We start from the raw sequence: 25,043 nt of genomic DNA on the forward strand, positions 1-25,043 counted from the left end.
GCCCCCCCCCCCCCCGCCGCATGGGATTACTCGCCGGATTCCTTCTGCTCGCGCACCATCTCGACGACCTCTTCATACTGCGGCGCATTCATGAAGTTGTCGACCGATACGTGCAGCGAGTCCGGGGACTTGCTCTTCGCGCGATCCGTCAGTTGCTGCTGCGTGATCACCAGGTCGGCTGTGCCGTCGAGGTTCGCGATGGCCTGGTTGGTGACCTTGACGTCCTCGATTCCGGCCTTCTTCAGCTTGTTGCGCAGCACGCTCGCGCCCATCGCCGACGACCCCATGCCGGCGTCGCACGCGAACACGATGTTCTGGATGGGTGCGGTGGCGACGGCCGTGGCCGTCGTGCCCGCTGCGCCCGTCGCACCGGCGCTCGCGGCGAGGTTCGAAAGGTGCTCGGACTTCTTGCCCTTGTTCGCCTCGGTCTGCGCGATGGCGGCGCCGAACGTGTCGGACTCGGCAGCCAGGTCGCGCTTGCGCGATGCCCGCAGGATGACCGCGGTGATCAGGAACGTCACCACGGCGGCGATGATCACCGACAGGTAGACGACCACCAGGTTCCATACGCCGGGGCCGATGGCGGCCGCGGTGACGGCGATGATGCTTCCTGGAGCAGCCGGGAAGGCGAGTCCACCGCCCAGCAGCATGTTCGTCGTCACACCGGAGGCGCCACCCGCGATGAGGGCGAGGATGGTGATCGGCTTGCTCAGCGCGTAGGGGAAGTAGATCTCGTGGATGCCACCGAAGAACTGGATGATCGCAGCACCAGGAGCGGATGCCTTCGCTGCGCCGACGCCGAAGAACGTGAACGCCATCAGCAGGCCGAGGCCGGGGCCGGGGTTCGCCTCGATGAGGAACAGGATCGACTTGCCGGTCTCCGTCGCCTGCTCGATGCCGAGCGGGGTGAAGACGCCGTGGTTGATGGCGTTGTTCAGGAACAGCACCTTCGCGGGCTCGACGATGATCGACACCAGCGGCAGCAGCTGCAGCGACACCAGCCAGTCGACGGCCGCACCGAGAACGGTGCTGATGCCGAGCATGACCGGACCGAAGGCGAAGAAGCCCGCGATGGCGAGGATCATGCCCAGGATGCCTGCGGAGAAGTTGTTCACCAGCATCTCGAAGCCGGCCCTGATCTTGCCGTCCCAGAGCTTGTCCATCTGCTTGGTGATCCAGGCCGCGAGCGGGCCCATGATCATCGCACCGAGGAACATCGGGATGTTGGTGCCGACGATGACGCCCATGGTGGCGATCGTGGCGACGACGCCGCCGCGCTCGCCGTAGACCATGCGTCCACCGGTGTTCGCGATGAGCAGCGGCAGCAGGTAGGTGACCATGGGGCCCACGAGTCCGACATAGGCGAGGATGTTTCCGCCATCGCCCTCGGCCACAGCGGTCATGGCGCCCTGCCACAGGATGACGCCGGAATCGCCGCCGCCGCCGATGATCTCGGCGACCGGCGCCCAGTGCCAGCCGAACGGGCTGTCCGCGCCGAAGAACCCGGCGGGGATGAAGAGCATGGTGATGAATCCCCATGCGATGAATGCAGCGATGTTCGGCATGATCATTCCGGAGAGGAAGGTGCCGAACCTCTGCACTCCGACTCTGAGACCACCCGGTTTCCGGGCGGCGGTTGACGTCGTCGTCATGATGTCGTCTCTTTCTGGTGGGAGGGTAGGGCCGCGGCGGCTTCTGCCACGGCGTTGCGGGCACCGGCGGCGTCGTCCGCCGCCAGTGCGACCTCTGCTAGGCTCCGTGCCTCGTCGAGGGTGCGCTCGGAGAGCGCGAGTCTGACGTCGGCGAGTGCCGACGGAGCCATCGACAGGCTTGTTGCGCCGAGGCCCACGAGGACCAGGGCGAGCAGCGGGTCAGCGGCGGCCTCGCCGCAGACGCCCACCGGCTTGCCCGTGCGAGCGCCGGCGGCGCCGACCTCGCCGACCAGGCGCAGCACCGCGGGGTGCCACGGGTCCTGGAATCCGGCGACCGAGCCGAGCATGCGGTCGGCGGCCATCGTGTACTGCGTGAGGTCGTTCGTGCCGATCGAGGCGAAGTCGGCGTGTGCGAGCACCCGGTCGGCGAGCAGCGCGCTAGCGGGGACCTCGACCATGACTCCTGCCGTCTTCAGCCCGTACTCGCGGGCGAGATCGGTGAAGTACTTCGTCTCCTCGACTGTGGTGACCATGGGGGCCATGACCCACAGGTCGGCGTTCGTTGCGGCATCCGCCTCGGCGAGCGCCGTGAGCTGCTCACGGAGGATGTCCTCGCTGGCGCGCAGCGACCGCAGGCCCCGGAGGCCCAGCGCGGGGTTCTCTTCGTGTGCGTCGTTGAGGAAGGCCAGCGGCTTGTCGGCGCCGGCATCCAGCATCCGCACGACGACCTTCTTGTCACCGAACGCGGCCAGCAGTTCGCGGTAAGTCGCGCTCTGCTCGGCGACCGTCGGCGCCTGGGAGGCGGAGAGGAACAGGAACTCGGTGCGGAACAGCCCAACGCCCTCGGCACCCCTGGCGACTGCCTCGGCCGCGTCGGCGGGCTTGCCGAGGTTGGCGAGGAGGGCGATAGCCGTGCCGTCGGCGAGGGAACCGGGGGAGGGCGGCGCGTCGACCGCCGCGGCACGGGCGGCGGCCCGCGCCTCGGCGCGCTCGAGCTGCGCGGCGGACGGGTCGGTGGTGACCGTGCCCGCGGCGGCATCCACGATCACTGTGGTGCCGTTCGCGAGCGTCGTCGCCTCCACCGCGCCGACGATCGCGACGATGCCCTTCTCCCTGGCGAGGATCGCCGTGTGCGAGGTGGGTCCGCCGTCGGTGGTGATCAGGGCGAGCACCTGCTCGAGGTTCAGCAGCGCCGTGTCGGCGGGCGCGAGGTCGCGCGCGACCAGCACGAACGGGTGACCGGGGTCGGGGACGCCTGGAGCGTCGACCCCGCGCAGGCGCGCGAGGACACGCTGGGCGATGTCGTCTAGGTCGGCGGCGCGCTCGCCGAGGTAGCCGCCGACGGCTTCGAGGGTCGCGCGGAAGCCCGCGAAGGCATCGTGCACGGCCCACTCTGCTGTGCTGCCGTCGTCGATGCGGGTGTCCACCTCGTCCTGCAGGGTCGGGTCCTCGGCGATCATCGCCTGGGCCTCCAGCACCTCCTGGGCGGAGCCGCCGGCGGTCTCGGCGCGCTGCTGCAGTTCAGCGGCGACCGCCGCGACGGCCTCCCTGGCGCGGGTGCGCTCGGCATCTGCTCCGACGGCGCTCGGTGTCTTCTCGGGTGCGGGGAGCGCCTCTGCCATCCGCACGACCGGGCCCTGGGCGACGCCCTGCCCGATGCCGACGCCGCGCAGCTCGGTCATCAGGCAGGCTCCTGGTCGTGGTCTGTCGTGAGCAGCTCGGTCAGCGTGTCCAGCACGCCCTCAGCGCCGTCGCCGTCGGCCGTGAGTGTCACGTAGTCGCCGTGCTCGACGGCGAGCGCGATGACGCCGAGGATGCTGGCGGCGTTGACCGGCTTGCCGGAGTCCTTCGCGATGGTCACCGGGATGCCGGCATCCTTCGCCGCCTGCGCGAACAGCTTCGCCGGGCGGGCGTGCAGCCCGTGGGAGGAGCCGATGCGGACGGTGCGGGAGATCTCGGTCATGATGTTCCTTTCGCAGTGGACGGGGAATCAGTCAGCGCGGTCTCGGCGATCGTGAGGGTTCGCGTGCCGTCGCGGTCGCCGAAGACATCGTCGGGGAGGACCGCCACACGGGCGGATGTCGACGCGCGGATCGCGTCCACGCGGTCGGCCAGATGCGGGCCGATCAGCACGAGATCGGCGAACGACGACGGGATCGTGCGTTCGGTGCCGGCGGAAGTCTGCCAGTCGCGGCCGGCGGCAGTGGCGGCCTGTCGCAGACGCTGCGCCACGAAGGTGCTCGACGCGCCCGCGCCGCACACCACCAGGATCCTCATCGATGCCACCTCTTCTACGCGCCTGCTCAGGCTTCCTCCATTCTGGGAAAAGCCTGAGAGGGGTGCCACCACGTTCCTTTCCGCCCCTGCGGAACCTGCGCTTCCCGCCCGCCGAGCGCACGTGCTGGCATCATGGGATGCATGTCGCGACAGCGCCAGGACCGGCTCCTGCAGACCCTGCTCCGGCAGGACGAGTGGGCCACCGCGGCGAGCCTCGCCGACCTGCTGGGCGTGACGCCGCGCAGCATCCGCTCGTATGTCGCGGCGCTGAACGCCAGGACGCCGGAGACCGATGCCGTCGAGTCCGGGCCGGCCGGTTACCGGGCGGGCCCCGGGGCCCATGACGCGCTGCGGGCGCGGGTCACCGGAGACTCCGCACCGCGCGACCGCCTGCACACGGTCGTTCGGATGCTGCTGGATGCCACCGACGGCATCGACGTCTACGAGACCGCCGACCGCATGCACGTCAGCGAGGCGACGCTGGAATCCGATCTCGCAAGGGTCCGCGGGCTGCTCGACGGCATGGATCTACGGCTGGAGCGCGACCGCGAGATCGTGCGCCTGCGCGGGGCGGAGGTCGCCCAGCGGCGCCTGCTCAGCAGGCTCGCCCACGACGAGATGGATGCCGGCTCGTTCCACCCCGAAAGCATCCGGCGGGCACTGACCGGCACCGCCGTCGCCGCGCATGCCGTCGGCCCGTTCAAGACGGCGCTGGTGCGCGAGCTCGGCGGACTCGGGTACTACGTCAACGAGATGGCGATCTCGGACGTGCTGCTGCACATCGCGATCGCCGCCGACCGGGTCTCGGCCGGCCGTGCGCTGGAGACGCCCGTCGCCGGAACCTGGGAGGAGATCCCGAAGCTCGGCGCGGTGATCCGCGACCTGGCGTCCGAGCACTTCGGCGTCACCCTCGGAGAGGGCGACAGCGTCCACCTGGCGACGCTGGTGCTGACGCGCGCGATCGCTCCGGGCCAGGATGCCGCCGCCGACGCGGTGCGCAGCGGAGTGGATCCCGCGATCGAGACCGCGGTGCGCACGGAGATCGTGCAGGCCGCCGCCGACTACCAGGTCGATCTCGTCGACGAGAAGTTCATCCTGCGCCTCGCGCTGCACGTGCAGAACCTGCTGCGCCGCGCCGACGAGCAGGCCTGGACCCGCAATCCGCTCACCCGCTCGCTGAAGTCGTCGTACCCGATGATCTTCGAGGTCGCCGTGTCGATCGCCAGCGGTCTGCACGACCGGCTCGGTGCGCCCATCCACGACGATGAGATCGCGTACATCGCCATGCACATCGGCGGTCGGCTCGAGCGCAGCCGCAAGGCCGAGTCGATCCTCACGGCCACGATCGTCTGCCCCGGCTATTACGAGCTTCACGAGCTGCTGCGCTCCAGCGTCGACCGATCGCTGGGCTCATCGGTCGAAGTGACGGGCGTCGTCACCACCGTGGATCCCGACTGGGGGAGCATCGACACCGACCTGGTTCTCACGACCATTGATCCGGGCGCGAGCGGCGATCGCTACGTGCGCATCCAGCCGTTCCTCACGGACGCCGACATCGAGCGGGTGTCGCAGACCGCTGCGCGCCTGCGCCGTGCCCGGCGGCTGAACCGGCTGCGCGAAGAGCTCTCCCGCTACTTCTCCGCGGACGCGTACCTGCATCCGCTGCCCGATGAGGGCGCCGAGGCGATCATCCGCCGCCTCGGCGGGATGCTGACGGCGTCCGGCATGATCGGCGACGACTACGTGGAGAACACCATCACCAGGGAACGGATGTCGTCGACGGCGTTCACCGACGCGCTCGCCGTGCCCCACGCGCTGCAGATGACCGCCGAACGCACCGCCATCGCCATCGGGGTCGCGGACGGGTCCGTCGCATGGGGCGACGGACGCGTGCAGGTCGTCGCGCTCGCCGCGTTCAGCGAGAGCGACCGGACGGCGTTCCAGACCGTGTTCGAGCAGCTGGTCGAGGTGTTCAGCGAACGCGACAGCGTGCAGCGGATCGTCCGTCGAGGCACCACGTTCGAGGCGTTCCTCGACGAGCTCGTCGCAGTGATCGACGGCTGAGCCGCCTCGACGACGGACGGTCAGGCCCGCGGGTCGAGCACGGCCACGAGCTCGTCGAGCACTTGGTCGGCCGACGCTGACGCCGGCGTCTCGAGTCTGACCTCATCACCCGCGCTCAGTGCGAGGTCCATCACGGCGAGGACGCTGCCGGCGTCGACCGTGACTCCGGTCGCCGTGGTCAGCGTGATCGGCTGCGCATGGTCGAGCGCGAGGCGCGCCAGCTCGGCGACCGGCCTGGCATGCATGCCATCCCGAGCGCTGACGACCACATGTCTGATCGGCATCGACGCCTCCTCTTCGACAGATGCTACCGACGCTCACGCCGTGACGGCCAGGATCGCTCGCACCAGCACGACCAGCGCTCCGATCCACGCGCACCACAGCATCACCGCGCGGGCCAGCGCCACCGGGACGACCCGCACGAGCAGCGCGCCGCCGACGATGCCGGCTGCGGTGCACGCGCCCAGCACCACCACCTCCCAGGTCGGCGACGCCGGCAGACCTCGCAGGGCCACTGATACGAGCCCGTAGCCGAGGAAGATCACCTGAGCGCTCGCCGCGAACCGGCGCTGCTCCCAGCGGTCGCTGACCGCGTAGGCGGCAAGTGCAGGTCCGGACAGCCCGCTGGAGCTGTGCATGAAGCCGGCCGCCGCTCCCGCCACGATCGCGCCTCGCCGACCACGGAGCAGCGCGGCCGCCGGGCTGCTCAGGCGAGGTCCGAGAAGGGCGACGATCGCCATGGCCGCGATCACGAACAACAGCGCCGGTTCAGGCAGCAGGCGTGTCATCAGCGCCCCGAACGGCGCAGCGAGCAGGCCGGCACCGAGAAGCCACAGCGTTCGGGGCCAGTCCACGTGCTGCCAGGCGGATGGCAGGGCGAACGCCGAGGCGATCACCGCGAGCAGCACCGCGAGGGTCACCCCTTCGACCGCGCCGTACACGAGCACGATCGGGCCGATCAGCACGAGCACGAACGCGAGGCCGGTGACGCGCTGGATCACCCCCGCGACGGATGCCGCGATCCCGACGATAAGAAGCGTCAGGAGCGCTCCTCGAGCAGAGCTCGGACGCCGTCCTCGAGCGCCGCGACGACGCCGGTCGCGTCCGCGGCGGACGAAGCCTGCGCGTCGAGATAGACCTTGAGCTTCGGCTCCGTGCCGCTGGGGCGGACGATGACGCGCGAGCCGTCGGCGAGCCGGTAGCGCAGCACGTCACCGGACGGCTGGCCGGCTCCGGCCTGCAGCAGGTCCTCGACGGACTCGACGGCGACAGCACCGATCCTGGTCGGCGGAAGCGTCCGCAGAGCCAGCATCACCTTGCCGATGATCGAGAGATCGTCGACCCGGACCGAGACCTGCCCGCTCGCGAAGTGGCCATAGGTCTCACCGAGGTCGGCGAGCAGACTCGCGAGCGTCTCGTCGCGTTCGCGGGCTTCGGCGGCGAGCCCCAGCACCGCGATGGCCGCGGAGATGCCGTCCTTGTCGCGGACGGTCTCCGGGTTCACGAGGTAGCCGAGCGCCTCCTCGTACCCGAACACCATGCCGGGGGCGCGCGAGATCCACTTGAAGCCGGTCAGCGTCTCGTGGAAGTCGAGGCCGTGGTGCGCGGCGATCACGCCGAGCCCAGGGGAGGAGACGAGCGAGCACGCCAGCGACGCCCCGGCTGTGCCCTCGGCGGCGCGGGCCGCGCGGGCTCCGAGCAGCAGACCGATCTCGTTGCCGCTCAGTCGGCGCCAACCGCCCTCGGCGGACTCGTCGGGGATCGCGACGGCCAGGCGGTCGGCATCCGGGTCGTTGGCGAGGATGAAGTCGGCGCGGGTCCGGCGACCGGCGGCGAACGCAAGGTCCATCGCGCCGGGCTCCTCGGGGTTGGGGAACGCGACCGTGCGGAAGGTGGGGTCGGGGTTCAACTGCTCGAACACCGTCTTCGGGCGCGGGTAACCGGCGGCATCGAGGATCCGGGCGAGCGTCTCCCACCCGACGCCGTGCATCGCGGTGTACACCCAGGTGAGGCCGCGCGCGGACTCCGGCGCCGGCGCGACGGCCGCGGTGGCGGCGACGTAGGCATCCACGATGTCCTCGCCGGCGACCTCGTACCCGCTCGAGCGGGGGAGCGCGGCGATGTCACCGGCATCCGCCGTGCGCTGGATGTGCGCGGCGATCTCCGCGTCTGCGGGGGCGACGATCTGCGATCCCTCCTCCGCTCCGCCGAGGTACACCTTGTAGCCGTTGTCGTTCGGCGGGTTGTGGCTCGCGGTCACCATGACCCCGGCATCTGCACCCAGGTGACGCACGGCGAAGGCCAGCACCGGCGTCGGCAGCAGGCGGGGGAGCAGGATCGCGCGAAGCCCTGCACCGGCGAACAGCTCGGCGGAGTCCAGCGCGAACCGGCGCGAGTTGCGCCTGCCGTCGTAGCCGACGACGACCGTCGGCGTCTGGCCGCCGGAGCGTTCGAGCAGGTAGGCGGCGAAGCCGGCGGCGGCCTGAGAGACGAGCACGCGGTTCATCCGGTTGCTGCCGGCTCCCAGCGCGCCGCGAAGACCCGCCGTGCCGAAGGCGAGCCGGGTGCCGAAGCGGTCGTCGAGGTCGGCGATGGCCGCGGCGTCCCCCGAGGCGGCACGCGTGATGAGGCCGGCGAGCTCGTCGCGGGTCTCGGCATCCGGGTCCTGACGCAGCCAGGCGCGCGCGGTCTCGAGCCTCTCCTCGACGCTCACAGCGCCTCCACCACGCGGGCGAGCAGCGCCGAGATCACTGGCTCCGCCGCCTTGCCCGCCTCGATGACCTCACCGTGGCTGAGCGGCGTCTTCTGGATGCCTGCGGCGAGGTTGGTGATCAGCGAGAAGCCGAGGATCTCCATGCCGGCCTCGCGGGCGGCAATGGCCTCGAGCGCGGTCGACATGCCGACGATGTGCCCGCCGATGGCCTTCGCCATCTGCACCTCGGCGGGGGTCTCGTAGTGCGGACCGCGGAACTGGGTGTACACCCCCTCGTCGAGCGAGGGGTCGACGGTGTGAGCGATGTCGCGCAGGCGCTGCGAGTACAGGTCGGTGAGGTCGACGAACTTCGCGCCCTCGAGCGGGGAGTCGGCGGTGAGGTTGAGGTGGTCGCTGATCAGCACCGGCTGGCCGGGCTGCCAGGTCTCGCGGATGCCGCCGGCGCCGTTGGTGAGCACCATGATCGAGGCTCCCGTGGCCGCCGCGGTGCGGACGCTGTGCACGACGCGGCGAACGCCGTGGCCCTCGTAGTAGTGCGTGCGCGCTCCGATGACGAGCACGTTCCTGCCGCCGGGGGTGCGGATGCTGCGGAGGGTCCCGACGTGGCCCTCGAGGGCGGGCTTGGAGAATCCGGTGACCTCGGTGGCGGGGATCGTGGCGACGGTCTCGCCGATGAGTTCGGCCGCCTTGCCCCAGCCGCTGCCGAGCGTGAGGGCGATGTCGTGCTTCTCGACGCCGGTGAGCCGCGCGATGTCCGCGGCGGCTCGGGCTGCGATCTCGAACGGGTCTGCGTTCGGAGCGTCGAGGGGATTGTCATGAATGTCGGTCATGGATCCACTCTAAGGAAGGCGGCGGCAAGTGCGTGAGGATTGCGGAAGAATGGAACCCATGTCTTCGACTCCCTTTGAGCGCACTCAGCACGTCGCCGTCCTCGGCGGCGGTCCCGGCGGCTACGAGGCGGCGCTCGCCGCCGCTCAGCTCGGCGCCGAGGTGACACTCGTGGAGCGGGTCGGGGTGGGCGGATCGGCCGTGCTGACCGACGTCGTGCCGTCGAAGAGCCTGATCGCCACGGCGGACGCCGCCGTCGCCATCGCGGAGGCCAGCGACCTCGGGGTGCAGTTCTACGCCAAGGGCGATAAGGGCAAGCCGCTCAAGCCCGAGATCGCGATCAACCTCGCCGCGGTCAACAAGCGCCTGCTGGCGCTCGCCGGCCAGCAGTCGGAGGACATGCGCTCGACGCTGCTGGAGTCCGGCGTGCGCATCCTCTCCGGCCATGGGCGGCTCGAGGGGCCGAACGCGATCGTCGTCTCGACCGGCCCCGGCGGCACCGACTTCGATCGCGTGGAGGCCGACACCATCGTGGTCTCGGTCGGCGCCTCGCCGCGCGAACTCGACACTGCGAAGCCCGACGGCGAGCGCATCCTCACCTGGACGCAGCTGTACGACATGAAGGCGCTGCCCGAGCACCTCATCGTGGTCGGCTCCGGCGTCACGGGTGCAGAGTTCGCGTCGGCCTATATGAACCTCGGCGCAAAGGTCACCCTGATCTCCAGCCGTGACCAGGTGCTCCCCGGTGAGGACCAGGATGCTGCACGCGTGCTCGAGAAGGTCTTCAAACGCGGCGGGATGACGGTGCTCTCGAAGTCCCGCGCGAACACGGTCGAGCGCACTGAGAACGGCGTGCTGGTCACGCTCTCCGACGGCCGCACGGTCGAGGGCAGCCACTGCCTGATGGCGGTCGGGTCGATCCCGAACACCGCCGACATCGGCCTGGAGGATGTCGGAGTCGAACTGACCGAGGCCGGTCATATCCGGGTGAACAAGGTCGCGCGCACCTCGGTGCCCAACGTCTACGCCGTCGGTGACTGCACGAACTTCTTCCCGCTGGCATCGGTCGCATCCATGCAGGGCCGCACCGCGGTGTTCCACGCACTCGGCGACATCGTCATCCCGCTGGAGAAGGTGAAGATCACCTCGAACATCTTCACCGCTCCCGAGATAGCGACGGTGGGCCTGGGCGAGAAGGACGTCGAGGACGGTGCGGCCGACGGCCTCGTCTACAAGCTGCCGCTGTCCGCGAACCCGCGCGCGAAGATGATGGGCATCAAGGACGGCTTCGTGAAGATCATCGCGCGCAAGGGTTCAGGCACCGTCATCGGCGGCGTGATCGTCGCGCCGAAGGCCTCGGAGCTGATCTATCCGATCGCCGTCGCGGTCGAGCGGCGCCTGACCGTCGATCAGGTCTCGCGCGTGTTCGCCGCCTATCCGTCGCTGTCCTCGAGCATCACGGATGCCTCGCGCGCCATGCACCTCGTGAACATCAGCTGAGACGACCGCCCGCTTCGAGCGAGCCCGGTCGCTTCCCCTTCGACAGGCTCAGGGTCCGCTCTGTGGGTGAGGGCTGAAGCCGGTCGCTGAGCTTGTCGAAGCGTCCGGCTGGTCTGCGTGGTTCGCGTCCCCTTCGACAGGCTCAGGGTCCGCTCTGTGCGTCCGGCCGCTCTGTGGCAGTCCGTGAGAGCTCCGGCAAGTCGTCCCAGCGTTCATCGATCAGGGCCTGCTTCTTACGACGCGACCACCCCTGGACTTGCTTCTCCCGTGCGAAGGCCTCCTCGATCCGCTCGTACTCCTCAGCGCAGACCAGCCGCACTGGTCGTCGCTTCCGCGTGTAGTTGGCGGCCTTCTCATCGAGGTTGTTGTGCGCCCAGGTTCGGGCCTCAGCGTCCTCGACCGTGCTGCCGGTATAGAACGTGCCGTCGGAGCACTCGACGATATACATCCAGGGCATACGCCCAGTGTGCGCGATCGAGTACGAGCGGATGCCGCGGGGAGCGGAACTGTGGATAGGTCGCTTACGGGCTCAGGGTCCGCTCCGCCTGAGGGCTGAGGCCGGCCGCTGAGCTTGTCGAAGCGTCCGGTGTTCGAGTCAGGAGATCGTCAGCAGCTGATGGCCCGCGGCGACAGTGGTGCCGGCCGCGGCGTTGACGTTGCCGATCACGCCGTCCTTGTGGGCCTGCATCGGCTGCTCCATCTTCATCGCCTCGAGGACGACGACCAGATCGCCCTTGACGACCTGCTGGCCCTCCTCGACGGCGATCTTGACGACGGTGGCCTGCATCGGCGACTTCACCGCGTCGCCGGATGCTCCGGCGGAGGCGGTCATGGCGTGGCTGCGGCGGGACGGCGGAACGGCGGCGGGTCGCCCGGCGGTGCCGGCAGCGACGGTGACGCGGTCGGGCAGACTCACCTCGAGGCGCTTGCCCGCGACCTCGACGACGACCGTGTGACGGCTCTCGGCGGGGGCCGGTGCATCCAGCTCGCCGTCCCAGGCGGGGATGTCGTTGTCGAACTCGGTCTCGATCCAGCGCGTGTAGACGCCGAACTCGCCGTTCTCGGCGGTGAAGGCGGCATCCCGCACCACCTTGCGGTGGAACGGCAGCACGGTCGGGAGACCGGCGACCTCGAACTCGTCGAGCGCCCGACGGGCCCGTTCCAGCGCCTCGTCGCGGTTCTTGCCGGTGACGATGATCTTCGCCAGCAGCGAGTCGAACGCGCCGGAGACCGAGTCGCCGGCGGTGACGCCGGAGTCGAGCCGGATGCCGGGGCCTCCGAACGTCTTGAAGACGTGGATGGGGCCGGGTTGGGGGAGGAACCCGCGACCCGGGTCCTCGCCGTTGATGCGGAACTCGAACGAGTGGCCGCTCGGGGTCGGGTCGTCGTAGTCGATGGTGCCGCCTGCGGCGATGCGGAACTGCTCGCGCACCAGATCGATGCCGGTGACCTCTTCGGAGACCGGGTGCTCGACCTGCAGACGGGTGTTCACCTCGAGGAACGAGACGGTGCCGTCTGCGCCGATGAGGAACTCGCAGGTGCCGGCGCCGACGTAGCCGACCTCCTTGAGGATGGCCTTGGACGCCGAATACAGCAGCTCGTTCTGCTCATCGGTCAGGAACGGTGCCGGCGCCTCTTCGACGAGCTTCTGGTGGCGGCGCTGCAGCGAGCAGTCGCGCGTGGAGATGACGACGACGTTGCCCTCGGCATCCGCCAGGCACTGCGTCTCGACGTGACGCGGCTTGTCGAGGTACTTCTCCACGAAGCACTCGCCGCGGCCGAAGGCCGCGACCGCTTCACGGGTGGCCGACTCGAACGACTCGGCGACCTCGTCGAGTTCGCGGGCGACCTTCAGGCCTCGTCCGCCTCCGCCGTATGCGGCCTTGATCGCGATCGGCAGGCCGTGCTCCTCAGCGAAAGCGATGACCTCGTCGGCCGACTCGACCGGCCCGGGGGTACCGGGTGCCAGCGGGGCGCCGACCTTCTCGGCGACGTGGCGGGCGGTGACCTTGTCGCCGAGCGACTCGATGGCCTCGGGGGAGGGGCCGATCCAGGTGATGCCTGCGCCGATCACGGCGCGGGCGAAGTCGGCGTTCTCGGCGAGGAAGCCGTAGCCGGGATGCACGGCATCGGCGCCGGAGCGGCGGGCGATCGAGAGGATCTTCTCGATCTGCAGGTAGGTGGTCGCGCTCGTCTCGCCGCCGAGAGCGTATGCCTCGTCCGCTAGGCGCGTGTGCAGTGCGTCACGGTCCTGGTCGGCGTAGACGGCGACGGAGGAGATTCCCGAATCGCGAGCGGCGCGGATGATGCGTACGGCGATCTCACCGCGGTTGGCGATGAGCACCTTCTCGATTGGCATGAGTGCCAGCCTAGCGAGATCAAGGCCGATCTTTTTGAGCACTCTCCACAAGAAATCCTTGAAAACGTGGCGGGATGTCTACGACCAGAGGTTCGTCCACGACACGCCCAGTTCGCGCGCCAGGCGGCGGATGGTCGACAACGACATGCCGACGACCGTGGACGGATCGCCGTCGACGCGCGTGATGAACGCCCCGCCGAGGCTGTCGACCGTGAACGCGCCTGCGACGTGCAGCGGCTCGCCGCTGGCGACGTATGCGGCGATCTCCTCATCGGTGATGTCGTCTGCGAAGGTCACGGATGCCGCGGCCACCGCCGTCGCCTCGCGCGGCTCGTGCCCCGGCTGGACCCGGAAGACGGAGTGGCCCGAATGCAGGATGCCGGTCGCGCCCCGCATGCCGCGCCAGCGCGCGGTGGCGGCCTCAGCGGTGTACGGCTTGCCGTAGACCTGTCCGTCGAGGGCGAACATCGAATCGCCCCCGATCACGATGCCGTCGAAGGTCGGTTCCTGTTCCGCGAGCCGCAGGGCGACATCGGCGGCCTTGGCTCGGGCGAGCAGCAGCACGAGCTCGTCCGGCGGCAACTCGACGCCGCGCTCGGCGGCAGCCTGCGCGGCCACGGCATCCTCATCCGTCTCGGGGGCGCGGGTGAGCGGCTCGATTCCGGCCTGCCGGAGCAGCATGAGACGGGCGGGCGACGTGGAGGCGAGACAGACCTGCATGAGCACCACCGTATCGTCGCGCGAACCGTATCCTGGAAGGATGGCCTCCTCCGCACCTGACCTGCTCGACCTCGACATCACCGGCATCGCACACGGCGGCACGTTCATCGCCCGTCATGAGGGCCGAGTCGTGTTCGTCTCGGATGCCATTCCGGGTGAGCGCGTGCGCGCGCGAGTCACCGACGACGCGAAGGCCTCGTTCTGGCGCGCCGAGACCGTCGAGGTGCTGGATGCCTCCCCGCACCGCCGCCCGCACGTGTGGCCGGAGGCGGATGTCTCCCTGGACCCGGACGATCGGGCCGGCGGCGCGGACCTGGGCCACATCGACCTCGACCACCAGCGCGTTCTGAAGCGCCAGGTGCTCGGCGAGGCGCTCGAGAAGTTCGCCGGCGGTGGCATTCAGACACCAGAGGTCGCCGCCGTCGACGACACCGACGGCACCGGGTGGCGCACGCGCGTCTCGCTGCACGTCGACGCCGAGGGCGTCGTCGGCCCCTACGCCGCCCGCAGCCACCGCGTGATCCCGGTCCGGTCGCTGCCGCTCGCCAGGCCGCGAGTCGCCGCTGAGGGGCTGTCGCTGCGCAACGCCAAGCAGGGACGCATCGATCTGGTCGAGTCGGCGGACGGCGAGGTGCACGTGCTGCGTCGCCCGGAGCGCGGCAAGCGTCCTGCGGCACGCGTGATCTCCGAGCGGGTCGGCGAGCGCTCGTTCCGGGTGGATGCCGACGGCTTCTGGCAGGTCCATCCGCACGCGGCATCCACTCTGGACTCGGCGGTGCGCGCGGCGCTCTCCGGCCGGGTCGATCCGAACGCCACGCACCTGGATCTCTACGGCGGCGTCGGGCTGCTGGCATCCTCGCTCGCGGCGGCGGGCGCGACCGACATCGTCACGGTCGAGTCCAGCCGTGCCGCGACCGCCCACGCGCAGGAGAATCTCGCCGATCTGGACGCGACCGCCGTGACGGCGCGCGTCGACCGCTATCTCGCGGGGCTCCCGGACGGTGCGCGGGCCGGAGCCGTCGTTCTGGACCCGCCGCGCGCCGGCGCCGGGCGCGCAGTGGTAGAAGGCGTCCATGCCCTCACGCCGGATGCCGTCGTCTACGTGGCCTGCGACCCGGTCGCCCTGGCGCGCGACCTCGGGACCTTCCGCGGACTGGGCTGGGAAGTGGAGTCCCTCCAGGCGTTCGACCTGTTCCCGCACTCGCACCACATCGAGGCCGTCGCGCTGCTGACCCGTTGAACGCTCAGCAGATCGATAGGCTGAGCGCATGAGCACTGTCGCGTTCATCGACGACCACGAGTCCGTCCGGCTGGGACTGGAGCTCGCCTGCGAGCGCGCCGGCGAGGGAACGGTCGTCTTCTCCGGCAGCACGGTCGGCTCCTACCTCGACTGGCGGGCGACGCCCGGATCGCGGCCCGCGGATGTCGTGGTGCTCGATCTGACACTGGGTGACGGGACCACCGTCACCGAGAACGTGACCGCGCTCGTGGCGGACGGCGCGAGCGTGGTCATCCACAGCGTCGCCGACCGTCCTGCTGCGGTGCGCGAGGCACTCGCCGCCGGCGCCGCCGGAGTGGTGAGCAAATCCTCCGCCCTGGATGATGTGGTCGACGCGATCCGCACCGTCGCGCGCGGCGACGCGCTCAACAACGTGGAGTGGGCCAGCGCCGTCGAGGGCGACCGGGAGTTCGCCGACGCGCAGCTGTCGGTGCGGGAACGCGACGTGCTGCGCCTTTACGCGGCGGGCCTTCCGCTCAAGGCTGTCGCAGAGCGGCTCGGGGTGGCGTACTCCACCGCCAAGGAGAACATCACGCGCGTGCGGGTGAAGTACGTCGAGGTGGGCCGCCCCGCGCCCACGAAGGTCGATCTGCTCCGCCGCGCCATGGAGGACGGCATCGTCTCCCCAGACGGGGCGACGAGTGTCGGCTGACGCCGCGCTGCGCGAGGCCTGGGGGCGGATCCCCTCACCGGGGACCGCGGACACCGCGTTCGAGCGCTTCACCGGAAAGCGGATGGAGCGCATCCTCGCCACCGTCGTGGCGATCGGTTCCGCGATTCTCGGCGCTCAGGCGCTCATCTCCGCGATCGGAGGCATGACCGACCGCACCTCCGGCGTGCAGATCCTGCTGCTGGTGGTCGTCTACGTGCCGTTGGTCGGGATGCTGATCGCATGCGCCATCGGACGCGGTGTGCGTGTGACGGGCGGGGCCTTCGCGATCGTCTACGTGGTGGCACTCGCCACGTGGCCGTTCGTGCTCGAGTCCGACGGCGCGAAGGAGAACCAGCCGTGGATCTTCTTCCTCGTCAACGTCGGCGTCGTCGCCGCGCTGCTGGCGTTCCCGATCTGGGCTCAGCTGGTCTGGGCCCTCGGGGTTCCGCTGGTCTACGGCTACGTGCGCCTGGTGGAGGGGGAATTCACCGCCACGTTCTGGACGACCACGGCATTCGATGTGTCGTTCACCATCATCCTGGGTCTCGTCATCATCGCGCTGGGCTGGATGTTCCGCTCCGTCGCCGCCGGCGTCGACGATGCCCGTGGGAAGGCCGTCGCCTCCTATGCCTCGGCGGCGGCGGCCGCGGCGGCCGAAGAGGAGCGGGTCGCGATGGCCGCGCTCATGCACGACAGCGTGCTGGCTGCGCTGCTGGCCGCGGAGCGCGCCGACTCGGACAGGGCGAGGGACCTCGCGGTCGCGATGGCCAGAGAAGCGCTCACCCGGTTGGCGAACACCGAGGCAGCGGTCGCACAGGAGGGCAGCGACGACCCGGTCGGCACTGCGCTCATCGTCGCCGAGTTGCGCAGGGCGCTGTCCGAGCTCGGCGCTGACGCGATCGTCGAAGAACGCGGCTCCGCCGGTCTCATTCCGGGCAAGGCGGCGCGGGCCATCGTGCTCGCGGCGCGACAGGCGATCGGCAACGCGATCGCCCATGCCCAGGGCAGAGGGCTGCACATCGTCGCGGAGGGGAACGGGGATGAGGGCGTCACAGTCACCGTGATCGACACCGGCCCCGGGTTCGACATGGCGACGATCGGGGAGGACCGCCTCGGCATCCGAGCTTCGATCCTCGCCCGGATGGCGGCCGTCGCCGGACACGCGACGATCGACTCCGACTCGACGGGCACCAGGGTCGTTCTCGGATGGGAGCGCACATGAACCGCTCCGTGCGCGGCGTGGCCACCGCTCTCGCCGTGGGCTTCGCCATCTACTTCGCGGCCAGGGCGATCTGGTGGACCGTGCAGCCGATCGCACCGCTGCTGATGGTCGCGGCGATCCTCCTCTATCTGGCAATCGTCGTCACCACGGTACTGATCGAGACGCCGGACGGCTTGCGGATGCCCCTGTGGTGGGGCGTCATCGCCGTCGCCGCGAGCCTCGCCATCCCGTTCATGGTCAACGCCTCACTGATGCCGCTGCACCGCACCGCCCCCTTCGCGACCTGGTACATCGGCGCGATCGGCGTGCTCTCGGTGACGTGCATCGTCCGCCGTCGACCGGTGATCGGCTGGGTGGTGCTCGCCGCCCTCGTCATCTCGTCGTCGGCCTACCTCGGTCTGTTCGTCGCGCTGGAGCTCGGACTGGTCGGATCGATCATGTGGGCCGTGGTCGCCCAGCTGCTCGTGCTGTTCTGGGACCGCGCTGTGCACGACACCGAGCACCTCGCCGGCATCCAGCGCGCGGTATCCTCCTGGCACGCCATCCAGCTCGTGCGTCAGCGGGAACGCCGGCTGCGCGTGCAGTACGCGCTCGCCTCGGCAGGCCCGGTGCTCGCCAGGACCGTGGCCGCGCACGGCCGCCTCACGGACGAGGAGCGACAGGACGCGCGCATGGCGGAGGGCCGGCTTCGGGATGAGCTGCGCGGTGCCAGCCTGCTCAACGACGCGGTACGCGGTGCGATCCGCGAGGTGCGGCTGCGCGGCAGCGCGGTCACGGTGTTCGACGAGGGGGGCCTCGACGAGCTCGACGAGGAGCGTCGGGATCAGATCCGGGATGAGCTGGCCGACGTGCTCGCGAGCGCGGATGCCGAGCGGATCATCATCCGTGCGGCCAGGGATGCGCATGCTGCCGTCACGGTGGTCGGGCGGACGGGTGCCGGAGATTCCTCTGATGAGGATGCCGTAGGGCTGTGGCACGTGATCCCTCGTGAGGCGGATGCCGCGAAGTGAGAGAGGGCGAGGGGCGGCGAAGCCGCCCGCCCCTCGCCAGTGCGGTGAAGTTACCCGAAAACCCACCGCCGGAGATCGATCACCGTCTGCCTACCCTGGGGCAGAGAGACCGATCGAACGCGAAGCGTCGACTACAGTCTGACCGAGCCGCAAGATGTTTGTCTGTAGGTATTTCGGGGGACACGGATTCGCGTGAATGCGCCATGATGGAGCCGTGGATCTGCGTCGCCGGGGTACCAATCTTCCGAAGATGGGGGACTTCAACCAGTCCGTCATCCTCGAGGCGATCCGCCGCTCCCGCGAGGGCTTGAGCCGGACAGAACTCGTAGATGCCACCGGCCTCTCCGCGCAGACCGTGACGAACATCACCCGCCGGCTTCTCGACGACGGCATCGTGGAGGAGGCGGGACGGACGATCCAGGGCCCGGGCAAGCCGCGCACGACGCTGCGGCTGAACGCGGGCAGCCGGTTCTCGATCGGTGTGCACCTCGACCCGGCGGTGATGACGTTCGTCCTGCTCGATCTTGCCGGCAACGTCGTGGGGCGACGTGCCCGTCGCACACCTGCCAGTGACGCGCGTCACATCATCGCCGCTATGGCCGACGCCATCGAGAAACTCATCGACCGTTCCGGTGTGTCCCGCGACCTCGTCACCGGTATCGGCGTGGCGACACCGGGGCCGCTCGATGCTGCTCGGGGCACGGTCATCGATCCGCCGAAGCTCCATTCCTGGCATCGGGTGCCGCTGCGCGATGCGCTCGCCGAGGCGACCGGGTTCCGCGTGACGCTCGAGAAGGACACCACAGCGGCCGCCGCAGCAGAACTGTGGACCGGGGATGTGCCGCCGGACGGCTCGTTCCTGTTCGCGTATCTCGGCATCGGAATCGGCGCGGCACTAGTGCTCGACGGCGAGGTCGTACGAGGGGTCTCGCGCAACGTCGGCGAGGTGGGGCACATCATCGTCGACCCGGACGGGCCCGAATGCGCATGCGGGAAGCGCGGCTGCGTCGAAGTCGTGTGCACGCCTCAGGCGATCGTGGAGCACGCCGAGCGGGCGGGGGTGTTCGCCGACGACAGGGTGGGCAGCGACCCCGAAGCCGTCGACGAGCGATACAGCGCCCTGTGCGATCTCGCGAACGACGGTGATCAAGCCGCACGCGCGGTGCTCGATGAATCGGTGCAGCACCTGTCCGTGCTGATCTCCGTGCTCACGAACATGCTGGACGTCGACCGGGTGGTCCTGGGCGGGCCGTTCTGGTCGCGCGTCAGCGCACGCCACCTCGCACTGCTGCCGCGGCTGCTTGATCGGCAGAGCGCCACCCGAGCCGTGCGCGACCTGCCGGTCGTCGGCACCGTCGTCGGTGACGACGTCGGCGCGGTCGGTGCGGGATGCGTGGTGCTGGACGAGGTGCTCTCGCCTCGAGCATCCGCTCTCTTCCTCGATTCCTGAGGGTGAGAGGTCTTGACAAGGGTAAATCCAATCGATTGACTATCTGCAACCCGATGTTGGAGTCCCATGGCGCATGCACGACACAGCCGTACTGATTGAAGCCCGAGTTCGACGCTTCATCGACGAACGGCTGCGACCGAATGTGCACGGGGACCTCACGCCAGCGGTATTGGCGAGTTGGGAAGTGCCGGGGGAGCCGGTACCGTTCACCGAAGCTGTAGGTCAGGTCTACGAGCATTTCGCCGTGGGGACGAAATGGGGGAGGCCGTGGGGGACGACGTGGCTGAGGCTGCGGGGAACGGTACCGGACGCACCCGGCGCCGAACTGCTGTTCGATCTCGGATTCAACGCGTCAGAGCCGGGATTCCAGGCCGAGGGCACCGTCTATCGGCGTGACGGTTCGATCGTCAAGGCCGTCGAGCCGCGCAATGCGCATGTGCCGCTCGAAGGGGCGCCGGGCGAGGAGTTCGAGCTCTACCTCGAGGCCGCGGCGAACCCCGACGTCGCCGACGGTTTCCGCACCTTCCGGCCTACGCCGCTCGGGGCGCTCGACACCGCAGGCGACGAGCCGATGTACGAATTCCGGCAGGCCGACATCGCCGTCAGGAACCTCGAGGTCTGGGAACTCCTGCAGGACGCCATCGTGCTGTCCGAGCTCATGATGGAGCTGCCCGAGACCGCGCCGCGACGCGCAGAGATCCTGCGGGCCCTCGAGCGCATGGTCGACGCGGCCGATCCCGACGACGTCGCAGGCACGGCCTCGGACGCGCGGGCCGAACTCGCCGGCGTGCTCGCCAGCCCGGCATCCGCCTCGGCGCACCGCGCGCACGCCGTGGGGCACGCCCACATCGATTCGGCCTGGCTGTGGCCGGTGCGCGAGACGCAGCGAAAGGTGGCGCGGACGTTCTCGAACGTGCTGTCGCTGCAGCAGGAGACCGACTTCGTTTTCGCGGCGTCGTCCGCTCAGCAGTACGCCTGGCTCAAGAAGTACCAGCCGGAGCTGTTCTCGCGGGTGCGGGAGGCCGTGGCATCCGGCCGGTTCGCCCCGGCGGGCGGGATGTGGGTCGAGTCCGACACGAACATGCCGGGTGGTGAGGCGCTGGCGCGACAGTTCGTCCTCGGCAAGCGCTTCTTCATGGCCGAGTTCGGCGTCGAGCCGCTGGATGTCTGGCTGCCCGACTCGTTCGGGTACTCCGCGGCGCTGCCGCAGATCGCGCGCGCTGCCGGGTCGCGCTGGATGCTGACGCAGAAGATGTCGTGGAACGAGACGAATCGCATGCCGCATCACACGTTCCTGTGGGAGGGCATCGACGGGACGCGGATCTTCACGCACTTCCCGCCCGTGGACACCTACAGTGCGCAGTTGTCCGGCGCGGAACTCGCCCGCGCCGAGCGGCAGTACGCCGAGAAGGGCGCCGCGAACACCTCGCTCGTGCCGTTCGGGCACGGCGACGGCGGCGGTGGCCCGAACCGCGAGATGCTCGCCGCGGCGCAACGACTGCGCTCGCTCGAGGGATCGCCGGCGGTCACGCTGTCGAGCCCCGCGCAGTTCTTCGAGGCCGCCGAGGCGGAGTACGAGCATCCGCCGGTGTGGTCGGGGGAGATGTACCTCGAGTTCCATCGCGGCACGTACACATCGCAGGCACGCACCAAGCGCGGCAACCGCCGAAGCGAGCACGCTCTGCGCGAGGCGGAGCTGTGGGCGACGGCTGCCGCGCTGCGCGGCGCCGCGTACCCGTACGACGAGCTCGAGTCGCTCTGGGAGACGGTGCTGCTGCAGCAGTTCCACGACATCCTTCCCGGCAGCTCGATCGGCTGGGTGCATCGTGAGGCTGAGCGGCGCTATGACGAGGTGCTCGCGGCGGTCGAGCAGCTCACGACCCGTGCGCTCGGAGAGCTCGCAGGCGAGGGGGCGAGCGCACTCGCGGCGAACGCGGGCCCGTATGAGCAGTGCGGTGCGGCGGCGATGAGCATCTCCGCCGTCACGCCGGTCTCGGAGAGTCCCGCCACCGTGAATCGCACACGGCGCGGGTTCGAACTGCGCAACGAGCACCTGTCGGTGCAACTCGACGAGATGGGGCTGGTGAGTTCTCTCGTCGTCCGCGCGACAGGACGCGAAGTGATCGCACCGGGGCAGAAGGGCAACCTCCTGCAGCTGCATCGCGATACACCGACGCGGTGGGACGCGTGGGACATCGATGAGCACTACCGTCGTCATGTCATCGACCTGACCGACGTGGACTCTATCGACCACGTCCCCCATCCCACCGCCGCAGTCGTCTGCGTGGTCCGCAGCCGGGGGGCAACGCGGATCACGCAGACTTTGACGCTCGGGGCGGGTTCGCGCGCCCTCGAGATCGAGACGGCTGTGGACTGGCACGAGCGGCAGAAGCTGCTGAAACTCGCGTTCCCGCTCGACGTGCACGCGGATCGTGCGAGCTCGGAGATCCAGTTCGGCCACGTGCAGCGTCCGACGCACGCCAACACGTCGTGGGACATGGCGCGCTTCGAGACGGTCGCGCACCGGTGGGTGCACGTGGGCGAGGCCGGGTTCGGCGTCGCGGTCGCGAACGACTCCACGTACGGGCACGACATCACGCGCGGGCCTCGAGAGGGCGGCGGGACGGTCACGAACGTGCGCCTGTCCCTGCTGCGGGCGCCGTTGTACCCGGACCCGGAGGCGGATCAGGGCGAGCATACGTTCCGGGTCAGCATCCGCCCTGATTCGTCGATCGCGGATGCCGTGCGCGAGGGCTACCGGCTGAACCTGCCCGCGCGTCAGGTGGTCGGCGCGGGTCCTGTGGAGCCGCTCGTGACAATGTCGTCGGGTGCAGTGGTGGTCGAGGCCGTCAAGCTCGCGGAGGATCGTGGCGGTGACGTGATCGTGCGGCTGTACGAGGCGCACGGCGGTAGGGCTCAGGCGAGGCTGGCGGCCTCGTTCGCGTTCGATGACGTGATCGAGACGGATCTGCTGGAGCGCGAAGTGGATGCCGCTGCGGTCACGTCCGCGTCAGGCGAGAGCGTCGCCCTGACGCTGCGTCCGTTCCAGATCGTCACGCTCCGCTTCCTCGGCGCGCGCGGGTCTCGCTGACGGCAGGCTTCGTCTCGCTGCGCTCGCTCAGCCCGTTTCGTCTCCGTCGGCTTCGCCGCCTCCGCTCAACGACCCGCGCTTACGTTCCCCGCTGGGGCCACTCCTCTCCCCGCGGACTCCTTCTGCGGGTCGTTGAGCGAGCGGAGCGAGACGAAACGGGTTGAGCGAGCCGATGGCGAGTCGAAACCTCAGACGCCGAGCCTCAACGGCCGACTCAGCCCGAGAATCGCCCCCACGGGATGTCGCGGCGCAGCGGCTTGCGCATCGGCCGCTGGGTCCGCTGCCACGCCGACACGCTCGGCTCCTCGGCGACGGCATCCGCGGCCTCGCGCTCGTACGCGTCGGTGACCACGGCGATGAGGGCAGCGAGTTCCTCCTCGTTCGCCGTGCCGCGGACGACGCGAAGTCCGGGGGCGGGCTGCTCCTCGGTCACAGCGGGATGTTCCCGTGCTTCTTCGGGGGCAGCTCTGCGCGCTTGCCGCGCAGCGAACGCAGCGCCTTGGCGATGGACACGCGCGTGTTCGCGGGCTCGATGACACCGTCGATCTCGCCGCGCTCTGCCGCCAGGAACGGCGACGTCACGCTGTAGGTGTACTCGTTGGCCAGGCGAGTGCGGACCGCGGCGACATCCTCGCCGTTCTCCTCGGCCTTGCGGATCTCGTTGCGGTACAGGATGTTCACCGCACCCTGACCTCCCATGACGGCGATCTCGGCGGTCGGCCACGCGAGGTTGACGTCGGCGCCGAGCTGCTTGGAGCCCATGACGATGTACGCGCCGCCGTAGGCCTTGCGCAGGATCACGGTGACCAGCGGCACGGTGGCCTCGGCGTAGGCGTAGATGAGCTTCGCGCCGCGGCGGATGACACCGGTCCATTCCTGGTCGGTGCCCGGCAGGTAGCCCGGCACGTCGACGAGGGTGACGATCGGGACCGAGAAGGCGTCGCAGAAGCGCACGAAACGGCTGGCCTTCTCGCCCGCCTCGATGTTCAGGGTGCCGGCCATCTGCGAGGGCTGGTTGGCGATGATGCCGACCGAGCGGCCCTCGACACGTCCGAAGCCGATGACGATGTTCGGGGCGAAGAGCGGCTGCACCTCGAGGAAGTCGTCGTCGATCACGTGGTCGATGACGGTGTGGATGTCGTAGGGCTGGTTCGCGGAGTCCGGGATGATCGCGTTCAGGGTGCGATCGGCATCCGTCGTCTCCCACTCGAAATCGGACTCGTAGCCGGGGATCTCGGCCATGTTGTTGTCCGGCAGGAAGCCGAGCAGGGTGCGCGCGTAGTCGATCGCATCGTCCTCGTCGTCGGCGAGGTAGTGCGCGACGCCCGAGCGGGTGTTGTGCGTGAGGGCGCCGCCGAGCTCCTCCATGCCGACGTCCTCGCCGGTGACGGTCTTGATGACGTCGGGGCCGGTGACGAACATCTGGCTCGTCTTGTCGACCATGATGACGAAGTCGGTGAGCGCGGGGCCGTAGACGGCGCCGCCGGCTGCCGGGCCCATGATGATCGAGATCTGCGGGATGACGCCCGAGGAGCGGGTGTTCAGGCGGAAGATCTCGCCGTACTTGCTGAGGGCGAGCACGCCCTCCTGGATGCGGGCGCCGCCCGAGTCGAGGATGCCGATGATCGGCATGCCGCCCTGCAGCGCGAACTCCATGATCTTGATGATCTTGTCGCCGGAGACCTCGCCGAGCGAGCCGCCGAAGGTCGTGAAGTCCTGCGAGTAGACCGCGACGGTGCGCCCGTGGATCGTGCCGATCCCGGTGACGACCGAGTCGCCGTACGGGCGGTTGCGGTCCATTCCGAACGCCGTGGTGCGGTGGCGGACGTACTCGTCGAACTCGACGAAGCTGCCGGGATCGACGAGCAGTTCGATGCGCTCGCGGGCGGTCATCTTGCCCTTGGCGTGCTGCTTCTCCTGCGCGATCTTCTCGGGCTCTGTGACCGCTTCATCGAAGCGGGAGCGAAGGTCGGCGATCTTGCCGGCGGTCGTGGAGAGGTCAGGCGTGTCCGTCACGGATTCCACACTAGTAGCGGCGCGACGCGTGGCGTTGGATGCCTCGCACAACGGAGAGCCGGTTCCTTTGGCGGTTCGAACGAGTCAGCGGGACAGGCTATATTCCAGTTCGTAGAAGATCGGCAGATCTTCTACGAGGGAATGTCGGGAAGACGCCCTTTTCTTGGCGCATGGTGGAGGCAATGCGACTCAGCCACCACCGCAAAGGAC

Annotated in this window: 21 protein-coding genes; 8 read left to right on the forward strand and 13 right to left on the reverse strand. The window is 69.5% G+C overall.

All coding sequences use genetic code 11. From position 1 onward, the window contains the following. Positions 1 to 26: 26 nt before the first annotated feature. The 4 genes from MAE01_RS00005 to MAE01_RS00020 are packed head-to-tail and all read right to left on the reverse strand — an operon-like array spanning position 27 to position 3,929. A complete protein-coding gene (locus tag MAE01_RS00005) occupies positions 27 to 1,652 on the reverse strand; it encodes a PTS mannitol transporter subunit IIBC (protein WP_147037509.1) in 1,626 nt (541 codons plus the stop codon). After that, on the reverse strand, positions 1,649 to 3,334 hold the full coding sequence (gene ptsP / locus MAE01_RS00010) for a phosphoenolpyruvate--protein phosphotransferase (RefSeq protein ID WP_147037510.1): 1,686 nt from the start codon (positions 3,332 to 3,334) through the stop codon (positions 1,649 to 1,651). Before ptsP ends, MAE01_RS00005 begins: the two co-directional genes overlap by 4 nt. Further along, the gene (locus tag MAE01_RS00015) at positions 3,334 to 3,615 is read right to left on the reverse strand and encodes an HPr family phosphocarrier protein (protein WP_147037511.1); all 282 of its coding nucleotides are present in this window, start codon (positions 3,613 to 3,615) and stop codon (positions 3,334 to 3,336) included. Before MAE01_RS00015 ends, ptsP begins: the two co-directional genes overlap by 1 nt. Continuing rightward, entirely contained in the window at positions 3,612 to 3,929 is a 318-nt protein-coding gene (locus MAE01_RS00020; protein ID WP_147037512.1) for a PTS sugar transporter subunit IIB, read from the reverse strand. Before MAE01_RS00020 ends, MAE01_RS00015 begins: the two co-directional genes overlap by 4 nt. Before the next feature lie 141 nt (positions 3,930 to 4,070). On the opposite strand from MAE01_RS00020, the gene MAE01_RS00025 reads away from it, so the two are divergent. Further along, positions 4,071 to 5,993, forward strand: a complete 1,923-nt coding sequence (locus tag MAE01_RS00025) for a BglG family transcription antiterminator (RefSeq protein WP_147037513.1) — start codon at positions 4,071 to 4,073, stop codon at positions 5,991 to 5,993. Between the two features lie 20 nt (positions 5,994 to 6,013). Here the strand turns inward: MAE01_RS00025 and MAE01_RS00030 are convergent, their stop codons facing one another. Genes MAE01_RS00030 through MAE01_RS00045 form a run of 4 tightly spaced genes read right to left on the reverse strand, consistent with a single transcriptional unit; the run spans position 6,014 to position 9,536 of the window. Next, a complete protein-coding gene (locus MAE01_RS00030; protein WP_147037514.1) occupies positions 6,014 to 6,277 on the reverse strand; it encodes an HPr family phosphocarrier protein in 264 nt (87 codons plus the stop codon). Between the two features lie 33 nt (positions 6,278 to 6,310). Continuing rightward, complete coding sequence (locus tag MAE01_RS00035; protein WP_147037515.1) at positions 6,311 to 7,036, reverse strand: TSUP family transporter; 726 nt, start codon at positions 7,034 to 7,036, stop codon at positions 6,311 to 6,313. Beyond that, a complete protein-coding gene (locus MAE01_RS00040) occupies positions 7,033 to 8,706 on the reverse strand; it encodes a phospho-sugar mutase (protein ID WP_147037516.1) in 1,674 nt (557 codons plus the stop codon). Before MAE01_RS00040 ends, MAE01_RS00035 begins: the two co-directional genes overlap by 4 nt. Continuing rightward, a complete protein-coding gene (locus tag MAE01_RS00045; protein WP_147037517.1) occupies positions 8,703 to 9,536 on the reverse strand; it encodes a purine-nucleoside phosphorylase in 834 nt (277 codons plus the stop codon). The genes MAE01_RS00040 and MAE01_RS00045 overlap by 4 nt, the downstream gene beginning before the upstream one ends. A gap of 49 nt (positions 9,537 to 9,585) precedes the next feature. On the opposite strand from MAE01_RS00045, the gene MAE01_RS00050 reads away from it, so the two are divergent. Further along, the gene (locus MAE01_RS00050) at positions 9,586 to 11,034 is read left to right on the forward strand and encodes an NAD(P)H-quinone dehydrogenase (protein ID WP_186806071.1); all 1,449 of its coding nucleotides are present in this window, start codon (positions 9,586 to 9,588) and stop codon (positions 11,032 to 11,034) included. A 142-nt stretch (positions 11,035 to 11,176) separates the two neighbouring features. Here MAE01_RS00050 and MAE01_RS00055 read toward each other — a convergent pair whose 3' ends face one another. The 3 genes from MAE01_RS00055 to MAE01_RS00065 all read right to left on the reverse strand — a co-directional run bounded on the left by MAE01_RS00055 (position 11,177) and on the right by MAE01_RS00065 (position 14,113). Further along, positions 11,177 to 11,491: a GIY-YIG nuclease family protein gene (locus MAE01_RS00055; RefSeq protein WP_147037519.1), complete on the reverse strand. Its 315-nt coding sequence runs from the start codon at positions 11,489 to 11,491 to the stop codon at positions 11,177 to 11,179. A gap of 138 nt (positions 11,492 to 11,629) precedes the next feature. Then, entirely contained in the window at positions 11,630 to 13,393 is a 1,764-nt protein-coding gene (locus tag MAE01_RS00060) for an ATP-binding protein (protein WP_147037520.1), read from the reverse strand. A gap of 78 nt (positions 13,394 to 13,471) precedes the next feature. Continuing rightward, positions 13,472 to 14,113 carry a Maf family protein gene (locus MAE01_RS00065; RefSeq protein WP_147037890.1) on the reverse strand — a complete coding sequence of 214 codons (642 nt, stop codon included), beginning with the start codon at positions 14,111 to 14,113 and terminating at the stop codon, positions 13,472 to 13,474. Positions 14,114 to 14,153: 40 nt separating this feature from the next. On the opposite strand from MAE01_RS00065, the gene MAE01_RS00070 reads away from it, so the two are divergent. The 6 genes from MAE01_RS00070 (at position 14,154) to MAE01_RS00095 (ending at position 22,817) form a co-directional block, all read left to right on the forward strand. Next, positions 14,154 to 15,353 carry a class I SAM-dependent RNA methyltransferase gene (locus MAE01_RS00070; protein ID WP_147037521.1) on the forward strand — a complete coding sequence of 400 codons (1,200 nt, stop codon included), beginning with the start codon at positions 14,154 to 14,156 and terminating at the stop codon, positions 15,351 to 15,353. Positions 15,354 to 15,381: 28 nt separating this feature from the next. After that, on the forward strand, positions 15,382 to 16,044 hold the full coding sequence (locus MAE01_RS00075; protein ID WP_147037522.1) for a response regulator: 663 nt from the start codon (positions 15,382 to 15,384) through the stop codon (positions 16,042 to 16,044). Next, a complete protein-coding gene (locus MAE01_RS00080; RefSeq protein ID WP_147037523.1) occupies positions 16,034 to 17,266 on the forward strand; it encodes a sensor histidine kinase in 1,233 nt (410 codons plus the stop codon). Before MAE01_RS00075 ends, MAE01_RS00080 begins: the two co-directional genes overlap by 11 nt. Beyond that, positions 17,263 to 18,276 carry a hypothetical protein gene (locus tag MAE01_RS00085; RefSeq protein ID WP_147037524.1) on the forward strand — a complete coding sequence of 338 codons (1,014 nt, stop codon included), beginning with the start codon at positions 17,263 to 17,265 and terminating at the stop codon, positions 18,274 to 18,276. Before MAE01_RS00080 ends, MAE01_RS00085 begins: the two co-directional genes overlap by 4 nt. 250 nt (positions 18,277 to 18,526) lie before the next feature. Beyond that, complete coding sequence (locus tag MAE01_RS00090) at positions 18,527 to 19,726, forward strand: ROK family transcriptional regulator (RefSeq protein ID WP_147037891.1); 1,200 nt, start codon at positions 18,527 to 18,529, stop codon at positions 19,724 to 19,726. A gap of 73 nt (positions 19,727 to 19,799) precedes the next feature. Next, positions 19,800 to 22,817 carry an alpha-mannosidase gene (locus tag MAE01_RS00095; RefSeq protein WP_147037525.1) on the forward strand — a complete coding sequence of 1,006 codons (3,018 nt, stop codon included), beginning with the start codon at positions 19,800 to 19,802 and terminating at the stop codon, positions 22,815 to 22,817. Positions 22,818 to 23,031: 214 nt separating this feature from the next. Here the strand turns inward: MAE01_RS00095 and MAE01_RS00100 are convergent, their stop codons facing one another. Continuing rightward, positions 23,032 to 23,250: an acyl-CoA carboxylase subunit epsilon gene (locus tag MAE01_RS00100; protein WP_147037526.1), complete on the reverse strand. Its 219-nt coding sequence runs from the start codon at positions 23,248 to 23,250 to the stop codon at positions 23,032 to 23,034. After that, complete coding sequence (locus MAE01_RS00105; protein WP_147037527.1) at positions 23,247 to 24,842, reverse strand: acyl-CoA carboxylase subunit beta; 1,596 nt, start codon at positions 24,840 to 24,842, stop codon at positions 23,247 to 23,249. The genes MAE01_RS00100 and MAE01_RS00105 overlap by 4 nt, the downstream gene beginning before the upstream one ends. Between the last annotated feature and the right edge of the window lie 201 nt (positions 24,843 to 25,043).

The organism is Microbacterium aerolatum (assembly GCF_007988825.1).
In the GTDB taxonomy this organism is placed as follows: Bacteria; Actinomycetota; Actinomycetes; order Actinomycetales; family Microbacteriaceae; genus Microbacterium; species Microbacterium aerolatum.